At 71.7% G+C, this 25368-nt stretch carries 20 protein-coding genes; 12 read left to right on the top strand and 8 right to left on the bottom strand.

Annotated elements, in window-relative coordinates:
- Positions 1–43 precede the first annotated feature (43 nt).
- Positions 44–598, top strand: a complete 555-nt coding sequence (locus OHA21_RS47505; RefSeq protein WP_328466905.1) for a helix-turn-helix domain-containing protein — start codon at positions 44–46, stop codon at positions 596–598.
- Here the strand turns inward: OHA21_RS47505 and OHA21_RS47500 are convergent.
- From OHA21_RS47500 to OHA21_RS47490, 3 genes are read right to left on the bottom strand one after another with little or no spacing between them, the layout of a single operon-like run.
- Entirely contained in the window at positions 582–1541 is a 960-nt protein-coding gene (locus OHA21_RS47500) for an ABC transporter ATP-binding protein (protein ID WP_328466903.1), read from the bottom strand. The two genes, OHA21_RS47505 and OHA21_RS47500, sit on opposite strands and share 17 nt — an antisense overlap.
- Positions 1538–2338: an ABC transporter permease gene (locus tag OHA21_RS47495; RefSeq protein ID WP_328466901.1), complete on the bottom strand. Its 801-nt coding sequence runs from the start codon at positions 2336–2338 to the stop codon at positions 1538–1540. Before OHA21_RS47495 ends, OHA21_RS47500 begins: the two co-directional genes overlap by 4 nt.
- Positions 2331–3182 carry an ABC transporter permease gene (locus OHA21_RS47490; RefSeq protein WP_328478968.1) on the bottom strand — a complete coding sequence of 284 codons (852 nt, stop codon included), beginning with the start codon at positions 3180–3182 and terminating at the stop codon, positions 2331–2333. Before OHA21_RS47490 ends, OHA21_RS47495 begins: the two co-directional genes overlap by 8 nt.
- Positions 3183–5289: 2107 nt before the next feature.
- Here OHA21_RS47490 and OHA21_RS47485 point away from each other — a divergent pair.
- Both OHA21_RS47485 and OHA21_RS47480 read left to right on the top strand, forming a co-directional pair.
- Positions 5290–8796, top strand: coding sequence for a WG repeat-containing protein (locus tag OHA21_RS47485; RefSeq protein WP_328466899.1), 3507 nt, complete (start codon positions 5290–5292; stop codon positions 8794–8796).
- A gap of 19 nt (positions 8797–8815) precedes the next feature.
- Positions 8816–9814, top strand: a complete 999-nt coding sequence (locus OHA21_RS47480) for an aldo/keto reductase family protein (protein ID WP_328466897.1) — start codon at positions 8816–8818, stop codon at positions 9812–9814.
- Between the two features lie 35 nt (positions 9815–9849).
- On the opposite strand, the gene OHA21_RS47475 is transcribed toward OHA21_RS47480, so the two are convergent.
- Together OHA21_RS47475 and OHA21_RS47470 are read right to left on the bottom strand one after the other, a co-directional pair.
- Positions 9850–10671, bottom strand: a complete 822-nt coding sequence (locus OHA21_RS47475; RefSeq protein WP_328466895.1) for a site-2 protease family protein — start codon at positions 10669–10671, stop codon at positions 9850–9852.
- A 1-nt stretch (position 10672) separates the two neighbouring features.
- On the bottom strand, positions 10673–10870 hold the full coding sequence (locus OHA21_RS47470) for a hypothetical protein (RefSeq protein ID WP_328466893.1): 198 nt from the start codon (positions 10868–10870) through the stop codon (positions 10673–10675).
- Between the two features lie 82 nt (positions 10871–10952).
- Here OHA21_RS47470 and OHA21_RS47465 point away from each other — a divergent pair, with 82 nt between their 5' ends.
- Together OHA21_RS47465 and OHA21_RS47460 are read left to right on the top strand one after the other, a co-directional pair.
- Positions 10953–13136, top strand: coding sequence for a bifunctional adenosylcobinamide kinase/adenosylcobinamide-phosphate guanylyltransferase (locus tag OHA21_RS47465; RefSeq protein ID WP_328466891.1), 2184 nt, complete (start codon positions 10953–10955; stop codon positions 13134–13136).
- Positions 13087–13863 (top strand): adenosylcobinamide-GDP ribazoletransferase, encoded by a 777-nt coding sequence (locus OHA21_RS47460; protein WP_328466889.1) that lies wholly within the window; start codon positions 13087–13089, stop codon positions 13861–13863. Before OHA21_RS47465 ends, OHA21_RS47460 begins: the two co-directional genes overlap by 50 nt.
- A gap of 18 nt (positions 13864–13881) precedes the next feature.
- Here the strand turns inward: OHA21_RS47460 and gcvT are convergent, their stop codons facing one another.
- Positions 13882–14973 (bottom strand): glycine cleavage system aminomethyltransferase GcvT, encoded by a 1092-nt coding sequence (gene gcvT, locus OHA21_RS47455; protein ID WP_328466887.1) that lies wholly within the window; start codon positions 14971–14973, stop codon positions 13882–13884.
- A gap of 120 nt (positions 14974–15093) precedes the next feature.
- Between gcvT and OHA21_RS47450 the strand changes: the two genes are divergently transcribed.
- Positions 15094–16629: a leucyl aminopeptidase gene (locus OHA21_RS47450; RefSeq protein WP_328466885.1), complete on the top strand. Its 1536-nt coding sequence runs from the start codon at positions 15094–15096 to the stop codon at positions 16627–16629.
- 32 nt (positions 16630–16661) lie between these two features.
- Here OHA21_RS47450 and OHA21_RS47445 read toward each other — a convergent pair whose 3' ends face one another.
- A complete protein-coding gene (locus OHA21_RS47445) occupies positions 16662–16982 on the bottom strand; it encodes a hypothetical protein (protein WP_328466883.1) in 321 nt (106 codons plus the stop codon).
- A 206-nt stretch (positions 16983–17188) separates the two neighbouring features.
- Here OHA21_RS47445 and lpdA point away from each other — a divergent pair, with 206 nt between their 5' ends.
- The 6 genes from lpdA (at position 17189) to OHA21_RS47415 (ending at position 24194) form a co-directional block, all read left to right on the top strand.
- Complete coding sequence (gene lpdA, locus OHA21_RS47440) at positions 17189–18580, top strand: dihydrolipoyl dehydrogenase (RefSeq protein ID WP_328466881.1); 1392 nt, start codon at positions 17189–17191, stop codon at positions 18578–18580.
- A 36-nt stretch (positions 18581–18616) separates the two neighbouring features.
- On the top strand, positions 18617–20467 hold the full coding sequence (gene sucB / locus OHA21_RS47435; protein ID WP_328466879.1) for a 2-oxoglutarate dehydrogenase, E2 component, dihydrolipoamide succinyltransferase: 1851 nt from the start codon (positions 18617–18619) through the stop codon (positions 20465–20467).
- An 89-nt stretch (positions 20468–20556) separates the two neighbouring features.
- A complete protein-coding gene (locus tag OHA21_RS47430; RefSeq protein ID WP_328466877.1) occupies positions 20557–21474 on the top strand; it encodes a TIGR01777 family oxidoreductase in 918 nt (305 codons plus the stop codon).
- 31 nt (positions 21475–21505) lie between these two features.
- Positions 21506–23383, top strand: coding sequence for a DUF2079 domain-containing protein (locus OHA21_RS47425; protein ID WP_328466875.1), 1878 nt, complete (start codon positions 21506–21508; stop codon positions 23381–23383).
- 14 nt (positions 23384–23397) lie between these two features.
- A complete protein-coding gene (gene lipB, locus OHA21_RS47420; RefSeq protein ID WP_328466873.1) occupies positions 23398–24027 on the top strand; it encodes a lipoyl(octanoyl) transferase LipB in 630 nt (209 codons plus the stop codon).
- Entirely contained in the window at positions 24027–24194 is a 168-nt protein-coding gene (locus tag OHA21_RS47415) for a peptide ABC transporter substrate-binding protein (protein ID WP_328466871.1), read from the top strand. Before lipB ends, OHA21_RS47415 begins: the two co-directional genes overlap by 1 nt.
- Here OHA21_RS47415 and OHA21_RS47410 read toward each other — a convergent pair.
- A complete protein-coding gene (locus OHA21_RS47410) occupies positions 24178–25353 on the bottom strand; it encodes an outer membrane protein assembly factor BamB family protein (RefSeq protein WP_328466869.1) in 1176 nt (391 codons plus the stop codon). The two genes, OHA21_RS47415 and OHA21_RS47410, sit on opposite strands and share 17 nt — an antisense overlap.
- Positions 25354–25368: the final 15 nt, after the last annotated feature.

Below are 25368 nucleotides of genomic sequence, written 5' to 3'. Positions count from 1 at the left end.
CCGAGCGTTCGTCAAACCGAACGAAGTGACCGATGGAGCGAACATGCATCAGCCGGCACCGCCGCTGGCCGTCATCGCCGCCGCCCTGCGCCGCGAGCGCGAACGCGCCGGGATCTCGCTGACCGAGCTGGCCCGGCGCGCCGGCCTGGCCAAATCGACGCTGTCCCAGCTGGAGGCGGGCACCGGCAACCCGAGCATCGAGACGCTGTGGGCGCTGGGGGTTGCGCTCGGCATCCCGTTCAGCCGGTTGATCGAGCCGCCGCCCTCACCGGTACGCGTCATCCGCGCCGACGAGGGCACGATGCTGCGCGCCGACCGCGCCGATTTCGTGGCGAAACTCCTCGCCACCGGCGCGCCGCACACCCGGCGCGACATCTACCTGATGGAGCTGGAGCCGGGCGAGCCCCGCGAGGCCGAGGCGCACATCCCGGGCAGCGTGGAGCACATCGTGGTGGGTTCGGGCCGGATCCGCACCGGCCCGGTGGACGAGGCGGTCGAGGTGGGACCGGGCGACTACGTGACCTTCCCCGGGGACGTCCCGCACCGGTACGAGGCGCTGGAACCGGCCTGGGCAGTGCTGATCATGGAGCATCGGTAGTGCGGTAGAGCTTGGCCACGACGTCCTCGATGTCCGGTTCGAGCAACGACAGGTCCCGGACCGGCACCGCCGCGACCAGACCCGCCACCGCCGCTCCGGCCGCCACCGAGTCCAGCGCGAACGTCACCCGGTGCCGTTCCGCCTCGACCGCGACCAGGGAGGCGCCGGGCAGCTCGAACCCGGCCGGCAAGGGTTGTTCGAGATCGACGACGAGGCTGCGGCGCGACCCGTACCGGGCATGCAGTGCCTCGATCGTCCCGTCGTGCACCACCCGGCCGTGGTCGATCACCACGAGCCGTTCGCACAGGCGCTCGATGTCGGCCAGGTCGTGCGTGGTCAGCACCAGGGTGACGTCGCCGGTCCCGCCCAGCTCGGCCAGGAACGAGCGGACCGCCTGCTTGCTCACCACGTCCAGGCCGATGGTGGGCTCGTCCAGGAACAGCACCTCGGGCCCGTGCAGCAGCGCGGCGGTCAGTTCGCCGCGCATCCGCTGCCCGAGCGAGAGCTGCCGCACCGGGGTGTCCAGGAACTCGTCCAGGTCGAGCAGGTCCCGGCAGCGGCGCAGCCGGGTCTCGTGCTCGGCGGCCGGCACCCGGTAGATGTGCCGCAGCAGCCGGAACGACTCGGCGAGCGGCAGATCCCACCAGAGTTGCGAGCGCTGTCCGAAAACGACCCCGATTCGCAACGCCAGCCTGGTGCGCTGCGGCACCGGGGTGAGCCCGCACACCGAGACCTCGCCACTGGACGGTGTCAGCACGCCGGTGAGCATCTTCAGCGTGGTGGATTTGCCCGCGCCGTTCGGGCCGATGTAGCCGACCATCTCCCCCGGTTCGATGGTGAGACTCACCCCGTCCACCGCCGCCACCGTCCGCTTCTCCCGGCGGAGGCGGCCGGCTTTCACCCGTACCGTGAAGTCTTTGCGCAGCTCACGCATCTGGATCATGAACCTGTACTCCGATATTGACGGATGCCGGCGCGCCATACGCCGGCGGCGACAGCCGCCGCGGCCAATGCGATCAAGGGTGAGACATAGCCGGCCCAGGCCGGCAGGCCGAGCGGATCGGGCCGGCCCAGCAGCGCCAGCGCCGGCTGGTAGGCGACAAAGGCGAACCCGAGGGCGTACGCGAAGAGCGCACGGAACCAACCGCCATAAACCGTGACCGGGTACGCGGTGAAATCGCGCCCGCCATAGGTGAAAGCGCTGCCGACCTGACCGGAATCGACCCACCAGAACGCCAGGCTCGCACTGATCACGAAGATCGAACCGAAGAAGACGCAGGCCGCGAGCGGAGCGGCCACGATGAGCAGAAGCCGGGCGGGCGTCCAGTCGATCTCATTCACCGCGACCGCGCCGCCCAGCACCACGAAGCCGAACAGCACCCGCAACGCCTTGCGCAGCGGCATGTCCATCAGCAGCAACTGGGGCAGCGCGGGCAGCGGCCGGACCAGCACCGCGTCCAGGGTGCCGGTACGCACGTAGTTCTTCAGCCCGTCCACGTTGCCGACCAGCATGTCGGCCAGCGCGAACCCGGCCGAGCTGAGGCCGACCACCAGCACCGCCTCGCGCAGGCTGAACCCGCCGATCTCGGGAGTGGCCCGGAACAGCACGAACACCGTGATCACGTCGAAGACCGTGGCGCCCATGTTGCCGATCACCTCGACCAGGAACGACGTGCGGTAGGACGTCACCGAACGGAACTGGGCGCCGGCCAGGGCCGCGTACGCCCGTACCTCACCCACCCTGGACCACCAGGCGCCGCTCGGCCCGGCGCTGCACCAGCGCGGCCAGCGCCAGCATCACCACCACCCACACCGCCTGCAACCCGACCAGACCGGCCTGCAGGGCCGGCCCGTCCCGCTCGGAGATCACGTCCAGCGGCGTCTGCAGGAGGCTCGGCAGCGGCGTCGCCACCGTGAGCGCCACAGTGAGCTCGGCGGGCAGCAGGCGCAACGGGAAGTAGAGGCCACCCAGCACCCCGGAACCCAGGGTCCACAGCATGATCGGGCCGCGGGCGTCCTGCAGCCAGTACGCCGAGGCGTTCACCAGGTACCGGCAGCCGAAACAGATCATCACCGCGAACAGGATGGAAAGCGCGAAAAGCGGGACGGTCTGCCAGCGGGTCGGCGTGTGCAGCGGGAAGAAGATCGCCCCGGCGACCAGCGGCGGACCGAACCGGGTGAGCATGCCGTGCAGTGCCCGGCCCAGGTCAGCGGCGAGGTAACTGGTCACCGGAGAGACCGGACGTAACAGGTCGGCCGCGATGTCGCCGGTGCGGATCCGGTCGGCCAGCTCGGTCCAGCCCCAGATCCCGATCACGCTCAGTAGGCCCTGACCCACCCAGACGTACGTCGCGAGCTGTTCCGGGTCGTATCCGGCCGGTTCGTGCCCGGCCGCGCCCTCAGCCACGGCGAGCAGCACGTAACAGCGCAGGAAGCCGAACACGATGTTGGTGAACGTTCCGGCTATGGTGGCTTGCCGGTAGGTCGTGTACCGCCGGAAACCCGACCCGATCAGCGCACCGAAAGTAGTGGCGGAGCCGCGGAACGGACCGTTTCGAGAGATCGTCAGCACCCTGGCGTCGATCCGGTCCACGCCGTTAATCTCCTTCCGAAACCCTCGCGACGGAGCCGGGCGACTCTACCCGGGTCCCCGGCCGGACGCGGCTCAATTTTGACAAGGTGGAGTTCGCCGTGACGGAGCGTTGCCAATCGCCGGGCAGCCCGCTGGGTGCCCGATGAACGGTTGGAGCTCCCGGCCGGGCGCGGACAGCTGGGATGACGAGCCAGCCTGGGTGTACGAGATCACCTGGGAGTGGCAGCCCCTGCCTGGCCAGCGCTATCCCGGCGACCCGGGCCAGCGCAAAGCGGTGCACACACCGGTGTACGAGGCGTCCCGGGGCAGTGCTGCGCCGGTCAGCGCGGCGCCGGTCGACGACTCCGGTCGCGGCCGCGGGCGTGCTGTCGTGGCCGGCGCGCCGGTTTCGCCGCCGCCCCGGTCCGACGTCCCGCGCGTTTCGCCGCCGCCCCGGTCCGACGTCCCGCGCGTTTCGCCGCCGCCCCGCGACGAGCCGTCCTGGAATCGTCCGGTCGGCATGAACGACCACGTCGGCCAGAACGCCCCGGAGCAGCGGCGCGGGTCCGCGCCGGTCTACGGCGGGTCGGCCCGGCCGGTTCCGCCCGGGCACGCGCAGGTGCCGGGTCACCAGAATCCGCCCGCAGGGCGGGTTCCACAGCAGGGGTACGGTGCTCGCCCGGTCTCGCCCGCGCCTGCCCCCGAGTCTCCGCAGCAGGGTGGATCGTGGCCGCCGCCGCAGGGGCAGACTCCCCCGGGCCGGCACGGTCGCCCGATAGCACCCGGAGCGGCGGTGGGGTACGTGCCCGGACGAGAGCCGGAGCCCGGATACCAAGGTCGTCGTCAGGCACCTGAGCAGCAGATTCCCCGGCAGGGTCCGGATGGGCGGCCGATGCCACCCGCGGGAGCGGCGTACGGCAGTGCCCGTCCGGCGCCGCCCGGGGCGTTCCCGGCGTACGCCGATGAGCGTCGCCCTGATGCGCCGTTCAATCTTCGCCCGGCGCCGCCGGAGCGGGTTGCTCCGCCTACGGCCCGGCCGGCGCCGCAGCCGACCCGGGTGACCCCGCAGCATCCAGCCAACCCGCCGGCGCCGGTCTATCCGGTCTCGGGGAGCGCGCCCGGCTACCACTCGGCGTCGGGGAACGCGCCGGTGTCCGGGAGCGCGTCTGTCTACGGTTCGCCGGCCAGCCAGGCCGGTGTGGCACCGGTCTCGGGCAGCGCACCCGGTTATGAATCGGCCGGGGTTGCGCCTGCTTCGGCGGGCGCGCCCGTCCACGACCCGGCCGGCGCCCCGCCTGCCTCTGCGGGCGCATCCGGCTACGGCCCGGCCGGCGTCGCGCCCACTTCCGCGGGCCCGGCCGGCGTCGCGTCTTCCTCCACGGGCGCGCCTGGCTACGGCCCGGCTGGGGTCGGGCCGGTCTCTGCCGGCGCGCCCCCATTCGGTCCGGGCAGTGCTGCTGCGCCGTTTGTGCAGCACACGGGTGTTTCGCCGGTGTCCGGGCCCGGTGTTTCGGCCTCGGTCTCGGGGCCAGCCGTCGGCGCGTCGAACTTCGGTCCGGCTGGGACCGAGCCCGCCCGGGACGAGCCCGGGGCGTGGCCTGTCGACCAGCCCGGGGCGTGGCCTGTCGACGAGCACACCGGCGAGCCGACCCGTCCGCTCGACCCCCGGCGTGCCGGTCACGCCGCGGAACCGGCACAGGCGCGTGCGGCAGACCCGGCCACGGCTCCGGGTCCGGCTCCGGGTTCGGCGCCGGCTCCTGAGGAACAGACCCGGCCCCTGGACCCGCGCCGCGCAGGGCCGGAGAGCAATGGGGACTCAAACCAGCACACGTACGGATCACCGGCCGAACCGGTCACGGCGGTTCCGTTCGGTCGCGAGGCGGCGGGCTTCGTCCAGGACGAGTCGTTCGCCCCGATCACCGGAGCGCCGTACGGTGCGGGCGAGCCGGCAGCCGGGACGTATGCCGGCGCCGTTACCGCTGAGACGGATGCCACTCCGGCGAGCGGACTTCCCGTTGTCGGCGAGAACGCCATCCCTGCGACCGGGGTCCCGGTTGGCGGCACCGAGGAGGCGAGCCCGGAGACCGAGGAGTCGCACGGGCTGGGCTGGCTGCTGTCGATGAGCGGGCTGGGCGCGACCACCCCGGTACCGGAGGCCGAGGCCGAGCCGGAACCCGAGGTGACGGTTGTCCAGCCACAGGGCTGGTTCGCCCCGAACGTCGATGCTGACGAGGAAGCGGAATCCGCCGCCCCCGATGAGGCTGCGAAGTCTCCGAATTCGGTTGAAGAAGCGCACCCTGCCACCTCGGAGGAGTCTGCGGATTCCGCACCCTCCGCTGAGGAAGCACAGCCCGCCACCTCGGATGAGCCGGCGGAAAACGTGGCCTTCGCTGAGGAAGCGCAGTCTGCTGCTTCACCCGAAGCTGCCCAATCCGCACCCGCGGTTGAGGAGGTCCAGCCCACCACCTGGGATGAGACCGCTGAGTCCGCCACTCGGGATGCGGCCGCAGACTCCGCAACCTGGGATGCGGCCGTAAAGTCCGCAACTTGGGATGCGGCCGCAGAGTCGACCACCTCGGTCGAGGAGGCGCAGCCCGCCACGTCGGCTGAGCCGGCAGATCTTGCTTTCTCGGATGAGGCTGCGGCCCCCGGCCGTGATCTCGGTGCCGAGGCCGGGCCTGGCGGTTCGGTCGGTGAGGAACTCCCGGTTTCGAGTGCCGGGACCGAATCCTCCGGCGCCGCGGGCGCTGAGAACCTCGCCTGGGCTGAGAACCTCGCATGGTCGGACGGCGCTACGGTGGCCGGCGCGGTCGACTCGGCTTCGCCCGAGACCGCGACCAGCACGCCGCCAACTCGGGCTGAATCCGGCATTTCCGGAATAGGCGAGGCTTGGGATGGGCAGAAGGCCGATGAAACGCCGGCTGACCTGCTAACCGACGCCAATACGGCCTCGCTTGCAGAAGACAGCCCCGCCGACGCGGCCAAGGACAGCGCAGCCGAGCCGGCCGAAGACCGCGGAACCGAGGCGGCCGAAGACCGCGCGCCCGAGCCGGCTGAAGACCGTGCAGCCGAGGCGGCTGAAGACCGCGCGCCCGAGCCGGCTGAAGACCGCGCAGCCGAGGCGGCCGAAGACCGCGCGCCCGAGCCGGCCGAAGACCGCGCAGCCGAGGCGGCCGAGGACAGCGCGGTCGAACCGGCAGACATCGCGGATGCCCCGCTGACTGCCGACACCTGGGCTGAACACGAGATTCCCGCTGCCAGCACCTCGGCCGAGCTTGCCGAGGTTGCGGATGCCTCGCCGACCGCGGACACCTGGGCTGATCACGACGCTCCCGGCGCCAACATCTCGGCCGAGCTCGGCGAGACTGCGGATGTCCGGCCGACCGCCGACGCCTGGCCTGATCACAACGCCTTCGATGCCGATGCCTCTGTCGAGCCGGCGGACGTTGCGGATGTTCCGCCGATCGCCACCTCGGCTGACGGTCGGCCCGCGGAGGCGGTTGACCAGCAGTTCTCGGACCTGGTTGTGCCAGCTCCAGCCGCCGGCGCAACGTGGGATGAAAGTCCGGCGCTCGCACCGGAGACTGCCTCGGATGTAGCCCTGCCGGAGACTGACGTCTCCCACGCGGGGACCGTCGGGCTGCCTGAGTATGGCTTCGGCTCCGCGGACAACGGCCAAGCGCCGACAATCGCTGACGTCGACGAGTCGGCTGAGGCCGGGACGCACGCGCCAGTCGAGGTATTCGCGCCGGTCAGTGAGGTGCCCGGGTTCGATGTCGGGGCTCCGGAAGACACGGACTTCGCTGAACTGGCGCCTCTCCCGGACGAAGAGACCCCGGATCACAGGGATCTCAGCGAGGCGGAAGCTGAGCTGAGCGCACCGCCGGCCGATTTGGCCGAGCAGGCGGTTGTTACGGGTCTGGCCGAAACGGCTGAGGAGCCGGGCGCGCCGGAGGCGGCAGCCGCCGTGGCCGAACCACAGGCGGCCGCGGTGGAGACAGCGGCAGAGCCGGAAGCGGATGCTGCGAGCACTGCGATTCGCAGCGAGCCCGCAGCCGCCGTGGTCAAGGCTGCGGAAGACGCCGAGACAGAGCCGGCCGCGACGGAGCAGAACGCTGCTCAGCCGGAGACGACGTCGGTCGCGACAGAGCAGAACGCTGCTCAGCCGGAGACGACGTCGGTCGCGACGGAGCAGAGCGCTGCACTGCCCGAAACGGCCGCGGTGGTGGCCGCAGCCGGCGGAGTGAGCGGTGGGCAGGCTGCTCGGGCCGGTGGCGGAGAGACCGATTCCGGTCAGCGACCGAGCGCGTACGCCGTACCAAGAAAAATTCGGCGTGGGGACCCGGCGGAGATTCTGGCCGCCCTGCCCTGGGCTTTTGATCCGGCGACCCTGCGTGAGCAGGTCGCCGAGCCGGACCGGCTCTGGGACCTGGTGGACCGGCTGACCGACCGGCTGGAGTTCGCCGAGCGTGACACCGTGCGCGCCGCGCTGCTGGGCCTTCGGGCGGTGGCCTCGCGGGTCCTCGGTGAGTTGGACGACGCGCTCGCCGATGCGCGGGCCGCGCTGCGGCATGCGGAGGCTGCCGGGGAGCTGCGACCGGTTTCGATCGCGCGGGCCCGGCTGGCGCACGTGCTGCAGTGGCGGGGGCAGTTCGCTGAGGCGGATCGGCTCTACGAGGAGGCGGATTCGCCGGAACTGCCGTCGGGAGTGCGGGCCGGGATCCGGGAGCTGGCCGGGCGGTCGGCGTTCGAGCAGGGACGTTTCCTGGAGGCGGTCAACCACTTCGAGCGTGCGCTGAATGTGCGCGAGGGTGAGGATCCGGAGCTGGTGGAGCGCATCGAGCTGGCGCTCGATGAGATCACCCGGCGGACCGGGGACGGTGGCTGGGGTCCGTATCCGCGTGGCCGGGAGGAGGTGCTCGAGCTGCCTGCGGCGCCGATGCCGCTGCGCGACGACGGCACGAACCTCTGGGGGTACGCCGCCGCAGTCGACCCCCAGTTCGCGGAGGCGCAGCCGTTCTCCGAGGGTGTGGCGTGGGTCCGCCGACCGGATTCGGCAGCGTGGGAACTGATCGACCGGACCGGCACAGTGCTGATCGACTCGGAGTCCGGCTACCGTGCGGTCGACCGGTTCGCCGAGGGGATCGCCTGGGTGGCCCGCGACGCCGGTGGCTGGTTCGCGATCGACCGGGAGAACCAGGTGGTGGTGCCCGGCGGGTTCGAGGCCGCGCTGCCGTTCCGGCGTGGGATGGCGCTGACCCGCGCGCACGGCGTGTGGGGTGCGATCGACCGGCAGGGCAAGATCGCCGTGCCGCGGCGGTACCAGCGGTTCGCGACCGTGCTGTACGCGGGCGGGGCCGTGGAGGGGTTCACCGACGAGGGTCTGGCGGTGTTCCAGGAGCACGGTCTGTTCGGGGTGCTGGACCGGGCCGGACGGCAGCTGGTGCCACCGGCGTACTCCGCTGTGGTGATCCATCCGTCGGCATTCCTGGTCAGCGACGCCACCGGGGCCTGGGGCGCGCTGGACCGCCGGGGTGAGCCGCTGGTCGACGTCGTCCACCGGGAGCAGGCCGACGCCGCTGCCGAGGCCGGCCGGCTGGTTCCGGAGGCGCGCCCGCTGCTGTAGGTGCGGTTAGGGTCGGGGGATGGAGCACCGTCATCTCGGCCGTTCCGGCCTGCTGGTCAGCGAACTCGCCTACGGCAACTGGATCACCCACGGATCGCAGGTCGAGGAGGAGGCCGCCGCCGCGTGCGTGCGTGCGGCCCTCGACGCCGGCATCACCACATTCGACACCGCCGACGTGTACGCCGGCACCCGCGCGGAGGAGGTGCTGGGCCGCGCGCTGCACGGCGAGCGCCGCGAAGGCCTGGAGATCTTCACGAAGGTCTACTGGCCGACCGGCCCTGGTCCGAACGACCGCGGCCTGTCCCGCAAGCACATCCTGGAGTCGATCAACGGCTCGCTGCGCCGCCTGGGCACCGACTACGTCGACCTCTACCAGGCACACCGCTACGACGTCTCGACGCCGCTCGAGGAGACGATGGAGGCGTTCGCCGACGTCGTGCGCAGCGGCAAGGCCCTCTACATCGGCGTCTCCGAGTGGAGTGCTGAGCAGATCCGGGCGGCCAAGCCGCTCGCCGACGAGCTGCGGATCCGCCTGGTGTCGAACCAGCCGCAGTATTCGATGCTGTGGCGGGTCATCGAGGCCGAGGTCGTGCCGGCCTCGGTCGAGCTGGGTCTCGGCCAGATCGTATGGTCGCCGCTCGCGCAGGGCGTGCTGACCGGAAAGTATCAGGCGGGCCAGCAGCCGCCGGCCGGCTCGCGGGCCACCGACGACAAGTCCGGCGCCGGTTTCATCGCCCGCTGGCTCGAGGACGACGTGCTGAACACGGTGGCCCGGCTCAAGCCGCTCGCCGAGCAGGCCGGCCTCACCATGGCGCAGCTCGGCGTGGCCTGGGTGCTGCAGAACCCGAACGTCTCCGCGGCGATCATCGGCGCGTCCCGGCCGGAGCAGGTGCACGACAACGTCAAGGCGTCCGGCGTGAAACTCGACGACGGGCTGCTGAAGGCGATCGACGAGATCGTGGACCCGGTCGTGATCCGCGACCCGTCGCTCACCACGAGCCCTTCGAAGCGGCCGTAACTGTCTTCCAGGGGGCCTCGCGGCCCCCTGGAAGGTCAACTCCAGAAACGCATCAATTCGAATCCGTACGCGTAAAGCCACGGCGGAACGTTGATGATTTCTGCCAGAGCATTCACGAACCGATAGAAGTAGTCCCCGACCTGCGTCTGCCAGAGCAGCAGGAACAGCACCAGGAAGCCCCACGGCGCGGCGAGGTTCCACGCCCGCTGGTAGGCGGGGCTGAAGAACGGCGAGATGATGCCGCCGCCGTCCAGACCCGGCACCGGCAGCAGGTTCAGCACGCTCGCGGTCACCTGCAGGAACGCGAGCAGGGCCAGCGCCGCCCAGAACTCGATGTGATCGGCGCTGCTCAGGGTGTACCGCCCGGAGACCGACTCGGTCAGCTCCGGCGCCATCCCGGCCAGGAACGGGATCGCCACGATCAGCGCGAGCACCACGTTGGTGAGCGGGCCGGCCGCGCTGATCAGCGAGTCCTTGATCTTGCTCCGGATGTACCGGTGGTCGACCCAGACGGCGCCGCCGGGCAGGCCGATGCCGCCGAGGATGACCACGATCACAGGCAGCACGATGGAGAGCAGCGGGTGCGTGTACTTGAGCGGGTTGAGGCGTAGGTAGCCCCGGTCGGCCACGGTCAGGTCACCGGAGAAGTAACCGGTCAGCGCGTGCGCGTACTCGTGCAGACAGAGCGAGACGATCCAGCCCGAGATGACGAACAGGAAGACGTCGATCTTGACGTTGCCGAAGCGGGTCCACGTCATGACCCCGCTCACCACGAACACCGCCACGATGCCGACGAAGACCGGGCTCGGCACGAAGGCATTGCGCGGTGTACGCGTGTAGACCGGTTCGTAGGTCACGTCATTCCGCCGATTGCAGGCTCATCTGATAGTCGACCCGGTCGTCCTCGACCAGCACGACCGTGTTCACCCCGGCGGACTGCAGATTCCGCCACTCCTGCCCGATCCAGGACTCCGCGTCCGCCTGGCTGCTGAACGTCTCGGCCGGCCCGTCGACAGGCTTACCGTCGACGTCCTCGTACCGCCAACTCCACGGCATTGAGCCGCCCCCTCACGTCGTCCGTCGGTGGGCTTCCACCCTACGGCGTCGGCATGTGCGACCCGGCTCTAAGGTACGGGGCATGTCCGAAGATCGGTGGAACACGGTCCTGGTGCTCGGCGGAATCCGCTCCGGCAAATCCGCGTTCGCCGAATCCCTGGTGGCTGACGCGCCCGCGGTGCGCTACGTGGCCACCGCGGTCGGCGGCGAGGACGACCCCGAATGGCTCGCGCGGATCGAGGCGCACCAGCGGCGCCGGCCACAATCCTGGTCGACCGAGGAGACCGGCGCCGACCCGGCCCGGCTCACCGCGCTGCTGACCGAGGCGAAACCGGACGACACGCTGCTCGTCGACGACCTCGGCGGCTGGGTGGCGGCGGTGCTGAATCCGGCCCGCCAGCCCAACGACGACGAGGCCGACGTGGCGGCGCTGGCCGCGGCGGTACGAGCCTGCGCGGCCCGGGTGGTGCTGGTCAGCCCGGAGGTGGGGCTCTCACTGGTGCCGGTCACGCCGGTCGGGCGGGCCTTCGCGGATGCCCTGGGTACGACGAACCAGGCGCTCGCCGAAGCCTGCGACGGTGTCGTGCTGGTGGTGGCCGGGCAGTCCACCTGGCTCAAGCGAGTCACTGCTCCGGCGCTCGACCGGCCGGAGTCCGCGGCAGCGCCGGATAAGCGGCCGGCGGTCCTCTCGCCTGCGCCGCCCGCGGTCGGCGCTCCCCCACCGCCGCCGGTGCTCACCCCTGCTTCGGCCCCCGCCCCCGAGTCGAGCGCAGCACCGGCCTTCGCCCCTGCCGAGCCGACCGTCGTCGCGCCGGCGGCGCCGCCCCTGATTCCGCCGGTTGCGCCGGCCGCGGCCGGCGCATCGGCAACGGTTCCGCCCGCGGAAACGGACGCTGAGCCCGACACGCAGGCTGGACCGGCCACGCAGGCTGGACCGGCCACGCAGGCTGGACCGGCCACGCAGGCTGGACCGGCCACGCAGGCTGAACCGGCCACGGACGCTGGGCCGGACATGCAGGCTGCCCCCGGGCTGGCTGCTGCGCTCGGCGAGGCGACCATGACCCTGCCGCTGGTCGCCTCCGGGCTCACCGAGATCAAGCCCGGCATGGACCTGCCGATGCCGAGCAGCGAAGCCGGCCCGAGCGCCCGCGAGCGCCTGGCCGGCATCGACCTGCCCGGCGCCGGGGTCGGCGCGCTCGGCGAGGCGATCGAATTCGCCGCCTCCACGCAGGACACCACGACGCCGCGGCCCTGGTCGTCGGTGCGGGTCGTGCTGATCGCGGGCCGGCACGGCGGCGGCGCCGCGGCCGGCACGGATCCCTTCGATGTGGAACGCCGGATCATCGAGGCCGAGGTGGGCACCGGGCTGCTGGGCCGGCTGGCCGGGCAGGCGGGCGCGGACATCGCCGTGCTGCGCGCCGCCGACGCGGGCGCCATGGAGGACGGCCCGGTCACCGACGAGGCAACCGTCGAAGCCGCGATGCGGGAAGGCTGGAAGCTCGCCGACGCCGCCGCCGACGCGGGCCGGGACGCCATCGTGCTGGCCGGTCTCGGCACCGGCGTGGAAGCGGTCGCCACCGCGGTGCTCGCCGCCACGACCGCGGCCGAGGCGGTCGCGGTGCTGCCCCGGGTGCTGCTGCCCGGCGGCCGGTTCGACGATCACGCCTGGATGGTGCGCTGCGCAGCGGTACGCGACGCCCTGCACCGCATCCGCCAGGAGCCCCGCGGCGCCACCGACATCCTGCGCGAGCTGGGCGGCCCGGACCTGGCCGTGGCCACCGGCCTGCTGCTCGGCGCCGCCGCCCGCCGGCTCCCGGTGCTGCTGGACGGCCCGTTCGGCATCGCCGCCGGCCTGGTCGCCCGGGATCTGGCCGCGCAGACCCGGCACTGGTGCCTGCTGCCGGAGGCGGGCACGCTCGCCCTGGTCAAGCAGGGCGCCGACGTACTCGGCCTGACACCGGTCCTGGAGATCGGCCTGGACCTCGGCGAAGGCGCAAACGCCCTGACCGTCCTCCCGGTGCTGACCACCGCCATCGGCCTGGCCGCGGCCCTGCCGGTGCACCCAGCGCTGCTGGCCGAGCACGGCGACAGCGGCCTGTCAGACGACACACCGGACGAGCACACGAACGCCGGCGCCGCAGCCGACGAGACCGCGAACGACCGGACCACGGACGACCGGACCACGGACGGCCGGGCCAGCGACGGCCGGGACGCGGATGGCCGGGACGCAGACCGGGCCGAGCCGGACGAACGTGCGGGTGCTTGACGGGCTTCGTCTGGCGGTCACCACGCTGACCGTCCTGCCGCTGCGGGCCGGCCGGATCGACCGGTCGGCTGCCGCCGTCGCCATGACGGTGGCCCCGGCGGTCGGCGTGCTGCTCGGCCTGGTTCTGGCGGGCCTGCTCGAGGGCCTCCGGGCGGCCGGTTCACCCGCGCTGGTCTCGGCCGCGGTCACGGTCGCCGCGGGCGCGCTGCTGACCCGCGGCCTGCACCTCGACGGCCTCGCCGACACCGTGGACGCTTTCGGCTCCTACCGCACCGGCCCTGCCGCCCTAGAAATCATGAAAAAACCAGACATCGGGCCGTTCGGGGTCGCGGCTCTAGCCGTGACCGTGCTGACTCAGGCGGCCGCCATCACCGAGGTGGGCCCGTGGGCGCTGGTAACAGCCTGGGCGACCGGACGCCTCGCGCTCACGATCGCCTGCCGCCGAGGCGTGCCGGCAGCCCGCCCCGACGGCCTGGGCGCCATGGTCGCCTCGACAGTCCCGCTCGGGGCCGTGCTGGTGGCCGCGACCGCCGTAGCCGCCCTAGCGGCAACTGCGGTGCCGGGCCGCCCGTGGCAGGGGCCGGCCGCCGTCGCCGGCGCACTGTTCGCCGTGGTCCTGCTGCTACGCCACGCGGTACGCCGTTTCGGCGGCCTGACCGGCGACGTGCTGGGCGCCGCCGTCGAAACCGCCACCACGGTCACCCTGGTCGCCCTCACCCTCGGCTGACCCGGGAGAGCTGGGCCGTCAGCGGACCGACGGGGTGACGAACGGGGGCTTCGTGATGCGGGCCTCGATGCGGCGGCCGCGGATGTCGACCTGGACCGGGTCGCCGTCGGCGAGGCCGGCCGCGGTGTCGATCAGGGCCAGGGCGATACCCACCTTCTTCGTCGGCGAGAAGGTGCCACTGGTCGTTTCGCCGACGAGCGCGTCCCCGGCGTACACCTGCATGTGACCTCGCGGGATGCCGCGCCCGGTGAGTTCCAGCCCGCGCAGCTGGCGCCGGGGGCCGGCGGCCTTCTCGGCCAGCAGTGCGTCGCGGCCCCAGAAGGCCGGCTTGTCCCAGCCCACCGCCCAGCCGGAGCGGGCCTGCACCGGGCTGATCTCCAGGGACAGGTCCTGGCCGTGCAGCGGGTAGCCCATCTCGGTGCGCAGCGTGTCCCGCGCGCCGAGCCCGCACGGCCGGGCGCCGGCCTCAATGATCGCGTCCCAGACGGCGCCCGCGTCGTCCCAGCCGGCGACCAGTTCGTAGCCGTGCTCGCCGGTGTACCCGGTGCGGCAGACGATCAGCTCGGCGCCCCAGAACGCGGCGGTCGCGAACGACATGTAACCGTGGTCGGTGGGCAGGCCCAACTTGCCCAGCAGCGAGGCCGACTGCGGGCCCTGGACGGCCAGGACCGCGTAGGACCGGTGCTCGCCGGTGACGGTGATCCCCTCGGGAGCGGCCTCGGTCAGGCGGCGGACCACCTCGGCCGTGTTCGCCGCGTTCGGGATCAGGAAGACGTGGTCGTCGGCGTGCAGATAGGCGATCAGGTCGTCGACCACGCCACCGGAGGAGTCGCAGCAGAGCGTGTACTGCGCCTTCCCGGGGGCGATCCGGCCCAGGTCGTTGGTGAGGCAGGAGTTCACGAAGTCCGCCGCCCCGGCGCCCCGGACCCGCGCCTTGCCCAGGTGCGACACGTCGAAGACGCCGGCCGCCTCGCGTACCGCCGCGTGCTCGCGCAGGACGCCGCCGCCCGCGTACTCCAGCGGCATCTCCCAGCCGCCGAAGGCGGCGAATTTCGCGCCCAGCGCGACGTGGCGATCATGCAGCGGAGAACGGAGAAGTTCGGCAGACATGAGACTCAACTTACCGGTGGTCTTGCACCTGGTTAGAGTCGCGGGGACAACACCTCTTTCCCAACAGCCGGGAGCGCACTTACCCGTGGCCTCCCGGCCCGGACGTCCCGGAGTGCCCGAGTGACCCAGCCCAGCCTCAGCCTGGTCGACACCGACCCGGCCGAATTGGCGGTCGATGCCATCGTCATCGGCCTGCACAGCCAGCCCGAGGAGGACGGCGCGCTGCTGCCGGCCGCCGGCGCCGAGAGCATCGCCGCGGCTTTCGACGGCAAGCTGACCGCGACGCTGGCCCTGCTCGGCGCGAGCGGCGCCCCGGGCGAGGTGACCAAGCTCGCCACGCTCGGCACGATCTCCGCGCCGCTGCTCGTGGCGGTGGGGCTCGGCAACGAGCCGACCGGCCCGGCCCCGGAGCTGGAGACGCTGCGCCGGGGCGCCGGCGCCGCGGTCCGCGCGCTGGCCGGCAGTTCCACGGTGGCGCTGGCCCTGCCGCTGCCGGACGACCAGGACGCGGCCTCGGCGCTGCGCGCGGTGCTCGAGGGTGCGCTGCTCGGCTCGTACCGGTTCGCCGGTTACAAGTCGAAGCCGCAGAAGGGCCGCCGCGACCCGGTCGGCGCTCTGCAGCTGCACGTGCCCGATGCGGCCGACCCGGCGGTCACCGCCGAGCTGCGGCGCGCCGAGGTGGTCTCCCGCTCGGTCCGGCTGACCCGGGACTGGGTCAACATGCCGCCGAACGAGCTGCGCCCGGCCGGCTTCGCCGACCTGGTCGCCGAGGCGGCCGGCGAGGCCGGGCTCGGCGTCGAGGTGCTGGACTTCGAGCAGCTCAAGGCCGGTGGCTACGGCGGCATCGTGGCGGTCGGGCAGGGCTCGGAGGCGCCGCCGCGGCTGGTCAAGCTGACCTACACGCCGGAGGGCGTGGCGAACCCGAAGCGGGTGGCGCTGGTCGGCAAGGGCATCACGTTCGACACCGGTGGCGTCAGCATCAAGCCGGCCGCCGGCATGTGGGAGATGAAGTCCGACATGGCCGGCGCGGCCGCGGTCGCCGCCACGCTGCTCGCGGTCGCCGCGCTGAAGCCGGGCGTCGCAGTCTCCGGTTACCTGGCGATCGCCGAGAACATGCCGTCCGGGTCGGCGTACCGCCCGGGCGACGTGATCACCATGTTCAACGGCAAGCGGGTCGAGGTGTTCAACACCGACGCCGAGGGCCGGATGGTGCTCGGCGACGCGATGGCCCGGGCCTGCGCGGACGGCACCGACTACCTGTTCGAGACGTCCACGCTGACCGGCGGCCAGGTGGTCGCGCTCGGCAAGCGGATCGCCGGCCTGATGGGCTCGGACGAGGCCACCGCGCTGGTCGAGGCGGCCGGCACCGCTGTCGGTGAGCCGGCCTGGCGGATGCCGCTGCCGGACGACGTCCGCAAGGGCATGGAGTCGGAGATCGCCGACATCTGCCAGACCAACTCCAGCCTGGACCGGGCCGGGCACATGCTGCAGGGCGGCGTCTTCCTGCGGGAGTTCGTGTCCGAAGGGGTCGAGTGGGCGCACATCGACATCGCCGGCCCCAGCTACCACAGCGGTGAGGCCAACGGTTACTGGACGAAGGGCGGCACCGGCGTTCCGGTGCGGACCTTCCTCAAGCTGATCGACGACCTGGCCTGAGCACGGAGGCGCCGCCGGCCTGGCTCGAAACGTCAGGCCGGGCGGCGCCGCTGCCGTTCGTTGTAGTCGCGCATCCGCTGCGGATAACCCATCAGCTTCACGTCGTAGATCGGCAGCGACATCTGATGCGCGAAACGGCGCGCGATCTCAGGTGATTCAATGCGTCGCCTGGTCCACTCGCCGTCGTGTGCCACGAGCAACAGCGTGGTCTCGGTCACTGTCGTCTGTGGCTCGATGAATCCCTCGACTCCCCGCCGGGAGCGGATGAATTGCGTAAGATGCTCGAGATCGGCCTGGTCAACCCGCCGTCCACTGGGCCCGGCCGACCGGGGGCGCCGCCGAAACCAAGCCACTGCCTCTCCTCACGTTCCTTTGGAGGAAGGGTAGCGCTCGATGGAGGAAGGGTAGCGCTCGATGGCGCGAGGGTACGAAGGCACGACGTGTCATGGGGCACCTGGCTGCATTGACCGGCTCAAGAAGTGACAAGATGTCGGTGACGGGACTGTGACCGTTTCCATTGTGTGACCCACATGGCGACGATGCGACTACTGGAGTCAACGTGAGCCAGCCCAACGGCGGAACCTTCGACATCGTCATCCTCGGCGCCGGCAGCGGTGGTTATGCGGCCGCGCTCCGTGCGGCCGAGCTGAACCTCTCGGTCGCCCTGATCGACAAGGCGGAGCTGGGCGGCACGTGCCTGCACCGCGGCTGCATCCCGACCAAGGCGCTGCTGCACGCGGCCGAGATCGCCGACCAGACCCGCGAGAGCGAGCAGTTCGGCATCAAGGCGGACCTGGTCGGCATCGACATGGCCGGGGTCAACGCCTACAAGGACGGCGTGGTCGGCCGCCTCTACAAGGGTCTGACCGGTCTCCTCACGCACAACAAGAACATCACCGTGGTCAACGGCGCCGGCAAGCTGGTCAGCAAGGACACCGTCGAGGTCGACGGCCAGCGCTACACCGGCCGCAACGTCATCCTGGCCACCGGCTCCTACTCCCGCTCGCTGCCCGGCCTGGAGGTCGACGGCAAGCGGGTCCTGACCAGTGAGCACGCCCTGGTTCTGGACCGCGTCCCGTCCTCCGCGATCGTGCTCGGCGGCGGCGTCATCGGCGTCGAGTTCGCCAGCGTGTGGAAGTCGTTCGGCGCCGACGTGACCATCATCGAGGCCCTGCCCCGCCTGGTCGCCGCCGAGGACGAGGACATCTCGAAGCAGGTCGAGCGCGCCTTCCGCAAGCGGAAGATCAACTTCAAGGTCGGCAAGCCGTTCGAGAAGGTCGAGAACACCGAGAACGGTGTGCGGGTGACCATCGCCGGTGGCGAGACCCTCGAGGCCGAGGTGCTGCTGGTCGCGGTCGGCCGTGGCCCGACCACCGCCAATTTGGGGTACGAGGAGCAGGGCGTCACCCTCGACCGGGGCTTCGTGATCACGAACGAGCGCCTGCACACCGGCGTCGGCAACATCTACGCCGTCGGCGACATCGTCCCCGGCCTGCAGCTCGCGCACCGGGGCTTCCAGCAGGGCATCTTCGTCGCCGAGGAGATCGCCGGGCTGAACCCGGCCGTGATCGACGAGGCCGGCATCCCGCGGGTCACCTACTCCGACCCCGAGGTCGCCTCGATGGGCTTCACCGAGGCGAAGGCCAAGGAGAAGTACGGGGCGGACAAGGTCTCGACCTACAACTACAACCTCGGCGGCAACGGCAAGAGCCAGATCCTCAAGACCGCGGGCTTCATCAAGCTGGTCCGGGTGAACGAGGGTCCGGTCGTCGGTCTCCACATGGTCGGGGCGCGGGTCGGCGAACTCGTCGGCGAGGCCCAGCTGATCTACAACTGGGAGGCCTTCCCGGAGGAGGTCGCCCAGCTCGTACACGCCCACCCGACGCAGAACGAGGCGCTGGGCGAGGCCTTCCTCGCGCTCGCGGGTAAGCCCCTGCACGCGCACAGCTGAGTCCGATCGTCACTGCGTTAAGGAGTTTGGGGAAAAATGCCGGTATCGGTAACCATGCCGCGGCTGGGTGAGAGCGTCACCGAGGGCACCGTCACGCGCTGGCTGAAGCAGGAGGGCGAGCGCGTCGAGGCCGACGAGCCGCTGCTCGAGGTCTCCACCGACAAGGTCGACACCGAGATTCCGTCGCCGGCCGCGGGCGTGCTCTCCCGGATCGTGGTCGGCGAGGACGAGACGGCCGAGGTCGGCAGCGAGCTGGCCGTCATCGCCGGGGACGGGGAGGACGCCGGTTCCGCCGCGTCCGCGCCGGCCCAGGAGGAGCAGGCCGAGGAGCCCGAGCCGGAGCCCGCCGCACTGAACACCCCGTCGACCGAGAAGCCGGTCGAGGAGGAGGCCCCGGCGCCGCAGACCGCGGCGCCGAGCGGCAACGCCGAGGGCACCGCGGTGAAGATGCCGGCGCTCGGTGAGAGCGTCACCGAGGGCACCGTCACCCGCTGGCTCAAGCAGGTCGGCGAGGAGGTCGAGGTCGACGAGCCGCTGCTCGAGGTCTCCACCGACAAGGTCGACACCGAGATCCCGTCGCCGGTCGCCGGCACCGTCCTGGAGATCAAGGTCGCCGAGGACGAGACCGCGGACGTCGGCGCCGAGCTGGCCATCATCGGCGCCGCGGGCAGCGCGCCGGCTCCCGCCCAGGAGGCCCCGAAGCAGGAGGCTCCGAAGCAGGAGGCCCCCAAGGAGGAGCCGAAGCAGGAGGCCCCCAAGCAGGAGGCCCCGGCTCAGCCCGCCCCGCAGCCGCGGATCGAGTCGGCGCCCGCGCCGAACGTGTCCGGCGAGTCGTACGGGACCCCGTCACCCGCTGCGGAGACGAAGCAGCCGGCCGCGGAGACCAAGCAGCCCGCGCCCGCCCAGCCCGCCGCCCCGGCCGCCGAGACGGTCAAGGCGAACGGCGCCGGCGACGCCGGGTACGTGACGCCGCTGGTCCGCAAGCTCGCGGCGGAGAAGGGCGTGGACCTGTCCTCGCTCACCGGCACCGGCGTCGGTGGCCGCATCCGCAAGCAGGACGTGCTGGACGCCGCTGAGAAGGCAGCCGCGGCAAAGGCTCCCGCGGCTGCTCCGGCCGGCGCACCGGCGCAGAAGGCGGCCCCGGCGAAGGCCGAGCCGAGCCCGCTGCGCGGCCGCACCGAGAAGCTCACCCGCATCCGGGCCACCATCGCCCGGCGCATGGTCGAGTCGCTGCAGATCTCGGCGCAGCTCACCACGGTCGTCGAGGTGGACGTCACCAAGATCGCCAACCTGCGGAACAAGGCGAAGGCCGACTTCCAGGCCAAGCACGGCGTGAAGCTCACCTTCCTGCCGTTCTTCGCCCTGGCCACGGTCGAGGCGCTGCAGCAGCACCCGGTCGTCAACTCGTCGATCGACGTCGAGGCCGGCACCGTCACCTACCACGGTTCCGAGCACCTCGGCATCGCGGTGGACGCGCCGAAGGGCCTGGTCGTCCCGGTCCTCAAGGACGCCGGTGACCTGAACCTGGCCGGCCTGGCCAAGCGGATCGCGGACGTCGCGGAGCGGACCCGGAACAACAAGATCGGTCCGGACGAGCTGGGCGGCGGCACGTTCACGCTGACCAACACCGGAAGCCGGGGCGCGCTCTTCGACACCCCGATCATCAACCAGCCGCAGGTCGGCATCCTCGGTCTCGGCGCGGTCGTCAAGCGCCCGGTGATCGTGAACGACCCGGAGCTGGGCGAGATCATCGCGCCGCGGTCGATGGTCTACCTGGCGCTCAGCTACGACCACCGGATCGTGGACGGCGCCGACGCGGCACGCTTCCTGGCAACGCTCAAGGAGCGGCTGGAAGGCGGCCACTTCGAGGCGGAGCTCGGTCTGTAACCGATCCGATTCGACCGAACCGGGGGTGCACCGCAAGGTGTGCCCCCGGTTTGTTTTGCACAACGAGTTTCTCGGGAAAGAATCGGGTCATGCGGATCGTCATGGCCGGGGCCTCAGGGTTCCTCGGCACCCGGCTCACGGACCGGCTGCGCGACAGCGGCCACCGCGTCACCCGACTGGTACGCCGTCCTGCCGCGGCCCCCGACGAGGCCACCTGGGAGCCGGCGCAGGGCCGGCTCGACCCGGCGGTGCTCTCCGGCGCCGACGCGGTGATCAACCTGGCCGGTGCGAACATCGGTGACCACCGCTGGACCGCCCGCTACAAGCGGGTGCTGCGGGCCAGCCGGATCGACACCACCGACACCATCGCGCGGATGCTTCGCCAGCTGCCCGAGGACGAGCGACCGCGGACGCTGCTGCAGTCCTCCGCCGTCGGGTGGTACGGCGACACCGGCGACAAGGCCGTCACCGAGGAGTCCTCGGCCGGCACCACCTTCCTGGCCGACCTCTGCCGGGTCTGGGAGGCCGCCGCCCGCCCCGCCGAGGACGCCGGCACCCGCGTGGTGCTGCTGCGCACCGCGCCGACGATCGACGCCTCGGGTTCGCTGCTCAAGCCGCTGCTGCTGCCGTTCAAGCTGGGCGCCGGGGCACGGATCGGCGGCGGCCGCCAGTGGATGGCCTGGATCGCCCTCGCCGACTGGCTGAACGCCGCCGAGTTCCTCCTGGAGCGGGAGGACATCAGCGGCCCGGTCAACCTGGTCTCGCCTCAGCCGGTGACCAACCTCGACTTCACCAAGGCGCTGGCCCGTGAGCTGCACCGGCCCGCCCTGCTCGCGATCCCCGGCCCGGCTCTGGACCTGGTGCTCGGCGAGCTGGCCGGCGAGGCGCAGCGCAGTCAGCGGGTGCTGCCCGGGGTGCTGTCGGGCGCCGGGTTCGCGTGGGCGTACCCCGGAATGGATGCCGCGCTGGCGGCGGCGCTGCGGCCGGAACCAGTGATGGCTCCGTGAGTCCGCGCGGGCACTTGCTAACCTGCGCCTGATGTCAGTCGCCGCCCCCGCCTCCGCCGCCTCCACGGATCCACCCTCCGCATCGGCGGCCGCGCCGCCCCGGGAGCGGCCGTGGCGTGCCCATCTGACCGTCGCGCTGATCGCCCTGGGCCTGGCCGTCTACGTGACGAACGGGCTGTGGCGCGACCCCTACCAGCACGTTCTCTCCGACAACGTCGGGGATCAGGCGTGGTTCGAGTGGCTGCTGGCCTACGGCGTGCACTTCCTGACCACCGGGTCGGATCCGTATTTCGCCGAGATGATGAATGCCCCGCTCGGGGTCAACCTGGCGGCGAACACGTCGATCACGGTGTACACCGTGCTTTTCGCCCCGTTGACCCATCTGGCCGGGCCGCAGGTCAGCTTCGTGACCATCCTCACGCTGAACCTCGCCGGGTCCGCCTTCGCGTGGTATCTGTTCCTGCGCCGCTGGCTGGTTCGCAGCCCGTTCGCGGCCGGGCTGGCCGGCCTCTTCTGCGGGTTCGCGCCCGGCTTCATCTCGCACGCCAACGGCCACCTGAACTGGACCGCCGGGTGGATCGCCCCGCTCGTGCTGTGGCGGGTGCTGAAACTGCGGGAGCCGGGCCGCTGGCTGCGCAACGGCCTGATCCTGGGCCTGCTGCTCGCGATGGGCTTCTCGATCGCGCCGGAGGGCCTGTTCTACACCGCGCTGGCCTGCGGGGTGTTCCTCGGCGTGTGGTCGCTCGCCCGGCCGGTCCGCGACGAGGCCCGCGAGGCGCTGCCGACCGTGCTGCGCGCGCTGGGCGTGACCGCGGTGGTCGCCGGGTCGCTGCTGGCCTACCCGCTCTACATGCACTTCGCCGGGCCGCTGACATTCACCGGCACCGGCTTCAACCAGCGGTACTTCGTCGAGGACACCGCGGCCTACCTGTCGTACCCCAGCCGGTCGGTGGCGGCGCTCTTCGGATTCGGTTCGGACCTGGGACCCAACCGGACCGAGGAGACGTCCTACTTCGGCGTACCCCTGCTGTTGCTCCTGGGTGTCGCTCTGCGGCTGCTCTGGCAGCGGGCCGACCCCGGACGGCGCGCGACCCTTCGCGCGGTCGCCGTGACCGGCCTGTTCTTCCTGGTCCTGTCCTGGGGCCCGCGGCTGAACTGGGGTGGCGTGGAGCTGGACATCATGCTCCCCTACGCGGTTCTCGCCCACCTGCCGCTCTTCGACTCGGCGCTGCCGCTGCGTTTCGCGCTGGCCCTGGTCGGCGTCTTCGGCATCCTGCTGGCGCTGCTCGTCGAGCAGATGCTGGACCGCCGGGTCACCCCGGTCACGATGCAGATCTGGCTGGGCGCGGGCATCGTGGTCAGCCTGCTGCCGATCTTCCCGCTGCCGGTACGCCACCAGGAACGCGCCCCCGAGCCGGACTTCATCGCCAACGGCACCTGGCAGCGGTACGTCTCCGACAACGGTGTCCTCACCGCGCTCCCGTTCGCGCTCAATGTGCACGCCGACGGGCAGCGCTGGCAGGCGTACACGATGGCTCGCGGCGGCCCGCAGTTCCGCATCCCGGACGGCTACTTCCTCGGCCCGCAAACCCACAGTGAGGACGGCCTGAAGCTGACCGGCCGGATCGGCGCGCCACCCCGGCCGACCGACTGGCTGTTCACCCGCGCCGCCCTGTACGGCTACGTCGCCCAGCTCACCAACGCCGACCGGGCGCAGGCCCGCCTGGACCTGCAGTACTGGGGTGTCGAGACGGTGTTCCTCGCCGACCAGATCACCGGCTCGGACCACAAGATCCTGTTCCGGGAGGCGGTCGAGGCCACCGCGATCGACCTGTTCGGCGAGCCGGAGCGGGTCGACGACGTGCTGGTGTGGCGCATCCGGCCCGGAGTGGACCCGGTCGACCGGTGAGTACGCTTGCGGCTGTGACTACTGATGTGCTGACCGTCCTCCGACCCGGCCTGGTCGACTACGTCGAGGCCTGGGAAGAGCAGAAGCGCGTGCACTCCGCTGTCGCCGACGGTTCCCGGCCGGACACCATCCTGCTGCTGGAGCACCCGAGCGTCTTCACCGCCGGCAAGCGCACCGAGCCGGCCGACCGTCCGTTCGACGGCACCCCGGTCGTCGACGTCGACCGGGGCGGCAAGATCACCTGGCACGGGCCGGGGCAGCTGGTCGGCTACCCGATCATCAAGCTGCCGGACCCGGTCGACGTGGTGGCGTACGTTCGGCGTACCGAACAGTTGTTGATCGATGTCTGTGCCGAATTCGGCGTGGTGGCCGAGCGGGTCGAGGGCCGCAGCGGCGCCTGGATCCGGGCGACCGACGGCGGCCTGGACCGCAAGATCGCCCAGATCGGGATCCGGGTGTCGCGCGGGGTGACGCTGCACGGCTTCGCCCTGAACTGCGACTGCGACCTGGCGAATTTCGACCGGTTCGTGCCCTGCGGCATCCGGGACGCGGCGGTCACCTCGCTCAGCGCCGAGCTGGGCCGGCCGGTGCCGGTCGCCGAGGTGCTGCCGGTGGTCGAGCGACACCTGCCGACGCTCCTCTGATGGCCGCCCTCTACCGCGATCCGCGCGACAAGCGCGTGTTCGTGCCCAAGCAGGGCGGCGGGCTGGCGCTGAACTTCGGGCACCCGGTGGCCTGGGCGATCCTGGTCTGCACGACGATCGTGCCGTTCCTGATCGTCGCCGTGGTCACGCTCATGGTGATTCTCTAGGGATCTCCCACAGCGTGAACGACTCGCCCGACGTCCGGCAGCCGAGGAACCGGTCGTAGGTGACACAGGCGAACGGGATGACGCTCGACAGGTTGCCGATCAGCTCGCCGGACCGCAGGCGGGTGACCCGGGTCTGCCCTTCGTGGGCCCGCAGCATCAGGTCGCCGGCGCGCATCCCGTGGCCGAGGTGGCGGGTCACCCGGCCGGTCGCCGGGTCGAGCAGGACGGTGGTCCCGTCCTGGGCGGAGGCCACCCCGTCGGCGTACGAGATCCAGCGCACCGCCTGCCACCGGACCTGACCGCCGGCCGGGTCGACACCCATCACGCCCTGCCGGTCGCTCACACAGATCAGGCCGGCACAGGCCTGCACCTCGTACGGGATGGCGGCCTCGGTCTCCCACGCCGTGGCCAGGTCGGAGAGGCGCACCGCAAGCAGCGACGATCCCTTGAACAGGTAGACGAGGTCACCGACGATCGACACCACCGGCCGGTCGCCGTCGGGGAACACGTCGAGCGTGCGAGAAGCCAGTCGCCGACCGTCGGTGATGTCCCGGACGGCTGCCCGGCCGTCGAAATCCATGGTGAACAGGTAGCGCCCGGTCGCGTCCCGGTCGGCGAAGTCGGCGAGGCCGGGGCTCGACCAGAGGGACCGTCCCGACTCCAGGTCGACGAGGGTGGTGGAGCCGTCCTCGTCGTCGTACTCGCTGTAGACCGCCTGTCCCCCGACGACCGTGGTCAGGGACGCCGTCGCGTGCCACCGCAGGGCGCCACTGCGGGCGTCGAGCACGGTGAGCTCCTCCAGTGTCTCGGCCACCAGAACGCTGCCTTCCCGGGCCAGCCGCACCTCGCCGCTGGGCGCCTCCACCCGGGCGGTCCACCGGGAGCCGGCCGGGGTGATCGGGACGGCGCTGATCTCGACCTGGTCCGCGTCGTCACCGGGCAGGGCGCGGGCGGTGAAGAGTTGCGTGCCGGCCACCAGGGCGGTCACGAAGACGCCCTGCAGGACGGCAACTGTCCGCAGGACCTCGACCGGACGCGGTGCCGCCGCGCCGCCGAGCAACAGCAGCAGCGACGCGGCGAGCAACGCGGGCAGCCAGTGCTCCCGCCGCCCGGGTGCCGGCGGGCGGGCGGCGGGAGCGACATCGAGGTCGATCAGCACCGGCACCACTGTAGG

It is taken from the genome of Actinoplanes sp. NBC_00393 (assembly GCF_036053395.1).
Classification (GTDB): Bacteria; Actinomycetota; Actinomycetes; order Mycobacteriales; family Micromonosporaceae; genus Actinoplanes.
The sequence above is the reverse complement of the archived record's forward strand: the minus strand, read 5'-3'. Positions and strand labels throughout refer to the sequence as shown.

What these genes read in the sequence shown, in the direction of transcription:
- OHA21_RS47470 (WP_328466893.1), bottom strand. Translation starts at nt 10,870, where the DNA reads ATGCCGTGGAGTTGGCGGTACGAGGACGTCGACGGTAAGCCTGTCGAC.
- gcvT (WP_328466887.1), bottom strand. Translation starts at nt 14,973, where the DNA reads ATGTCTGCCGAACTTCTCCGTTCTCCGCTGCATGATCGCCACGTCGCG.
- OHA21_RS47485 (WP_328466899.1), top strand. Translation starts at nt 5,290, where the DNA reads ATGAGCGGGCTGGGCGCGACCACCCCGGTACCGGAGGCCGAGGCCGAG.
- OHA21_RS47415 (WP_328466871.1), top strand. Translation starts at nt 24,027, where the DNA reads ATGGCCGCCCTCTACCGCGATCCGCGCGACAAGCGCGTGTTCGTGCCC.
- OHA21_RS47425 (WP_328466875.1), top strand. Translation starts at nt 21,506, where the DNA reads ATGTCAGTCGCCGCCCCCGCCTCCGCCGCCTCCACGGATCCACCCTCC.
- OHA21_RS47500 (WP_328466903.1), bottom strand. Translation starts at nt 1,541, where the DNA reads ATGATCCAGATGCGTGAGCTGCGCAAAGACTTCACGGTACGGGTGAAA.
- OHA21_RS47430 (WP_328466877.1), top strand. Translation starts at nt 20,557, where the DNA reads ATGCGGATCGTCATGGCCGGGGCCTCAGGGTTCCTCGGCACCCGGCTC.
- OHA21_RS47460 (WP_328466889.1), top strand. Translation starts at nt 13,087, where the DNA reads ATGGCCGGGACGCAGACCGGGCCGAGCCGGACGAACGTGCGGGTGCTT.
- sucB (WP_328466879.1), top strand. Translation starts at nt 18,617, where the DNA reads ATGCCGGTATCGGTAACCATGCCGCGGCTGGGTGAGAGCGTCACCGAG.
- OHA21_RS47480 (WP_328466897.1), top strand. Translation starts at nt 8,816, where the DNA reads ATGGAGCACCGTCATCTCGGCCGTTCCGGCCTGCTGGTCAGCGAACTC.
- OHA21_RS47505 (WP_328466905.1), top strand. Translation starts at nt 44, where the DNA reads ATGCATCAGCCGGCACCGCCGCTGGCCGTCATCGCCGCCGCCCTGCGC.
- OHA21_RS47465 (WP_328466891.1), top strand. Translation starts at nt 10,953, where the DNA reads ATGTCCGAAGATCGGTGGAACACGGTCCTGGTGCTCGGCGGAATCCGC.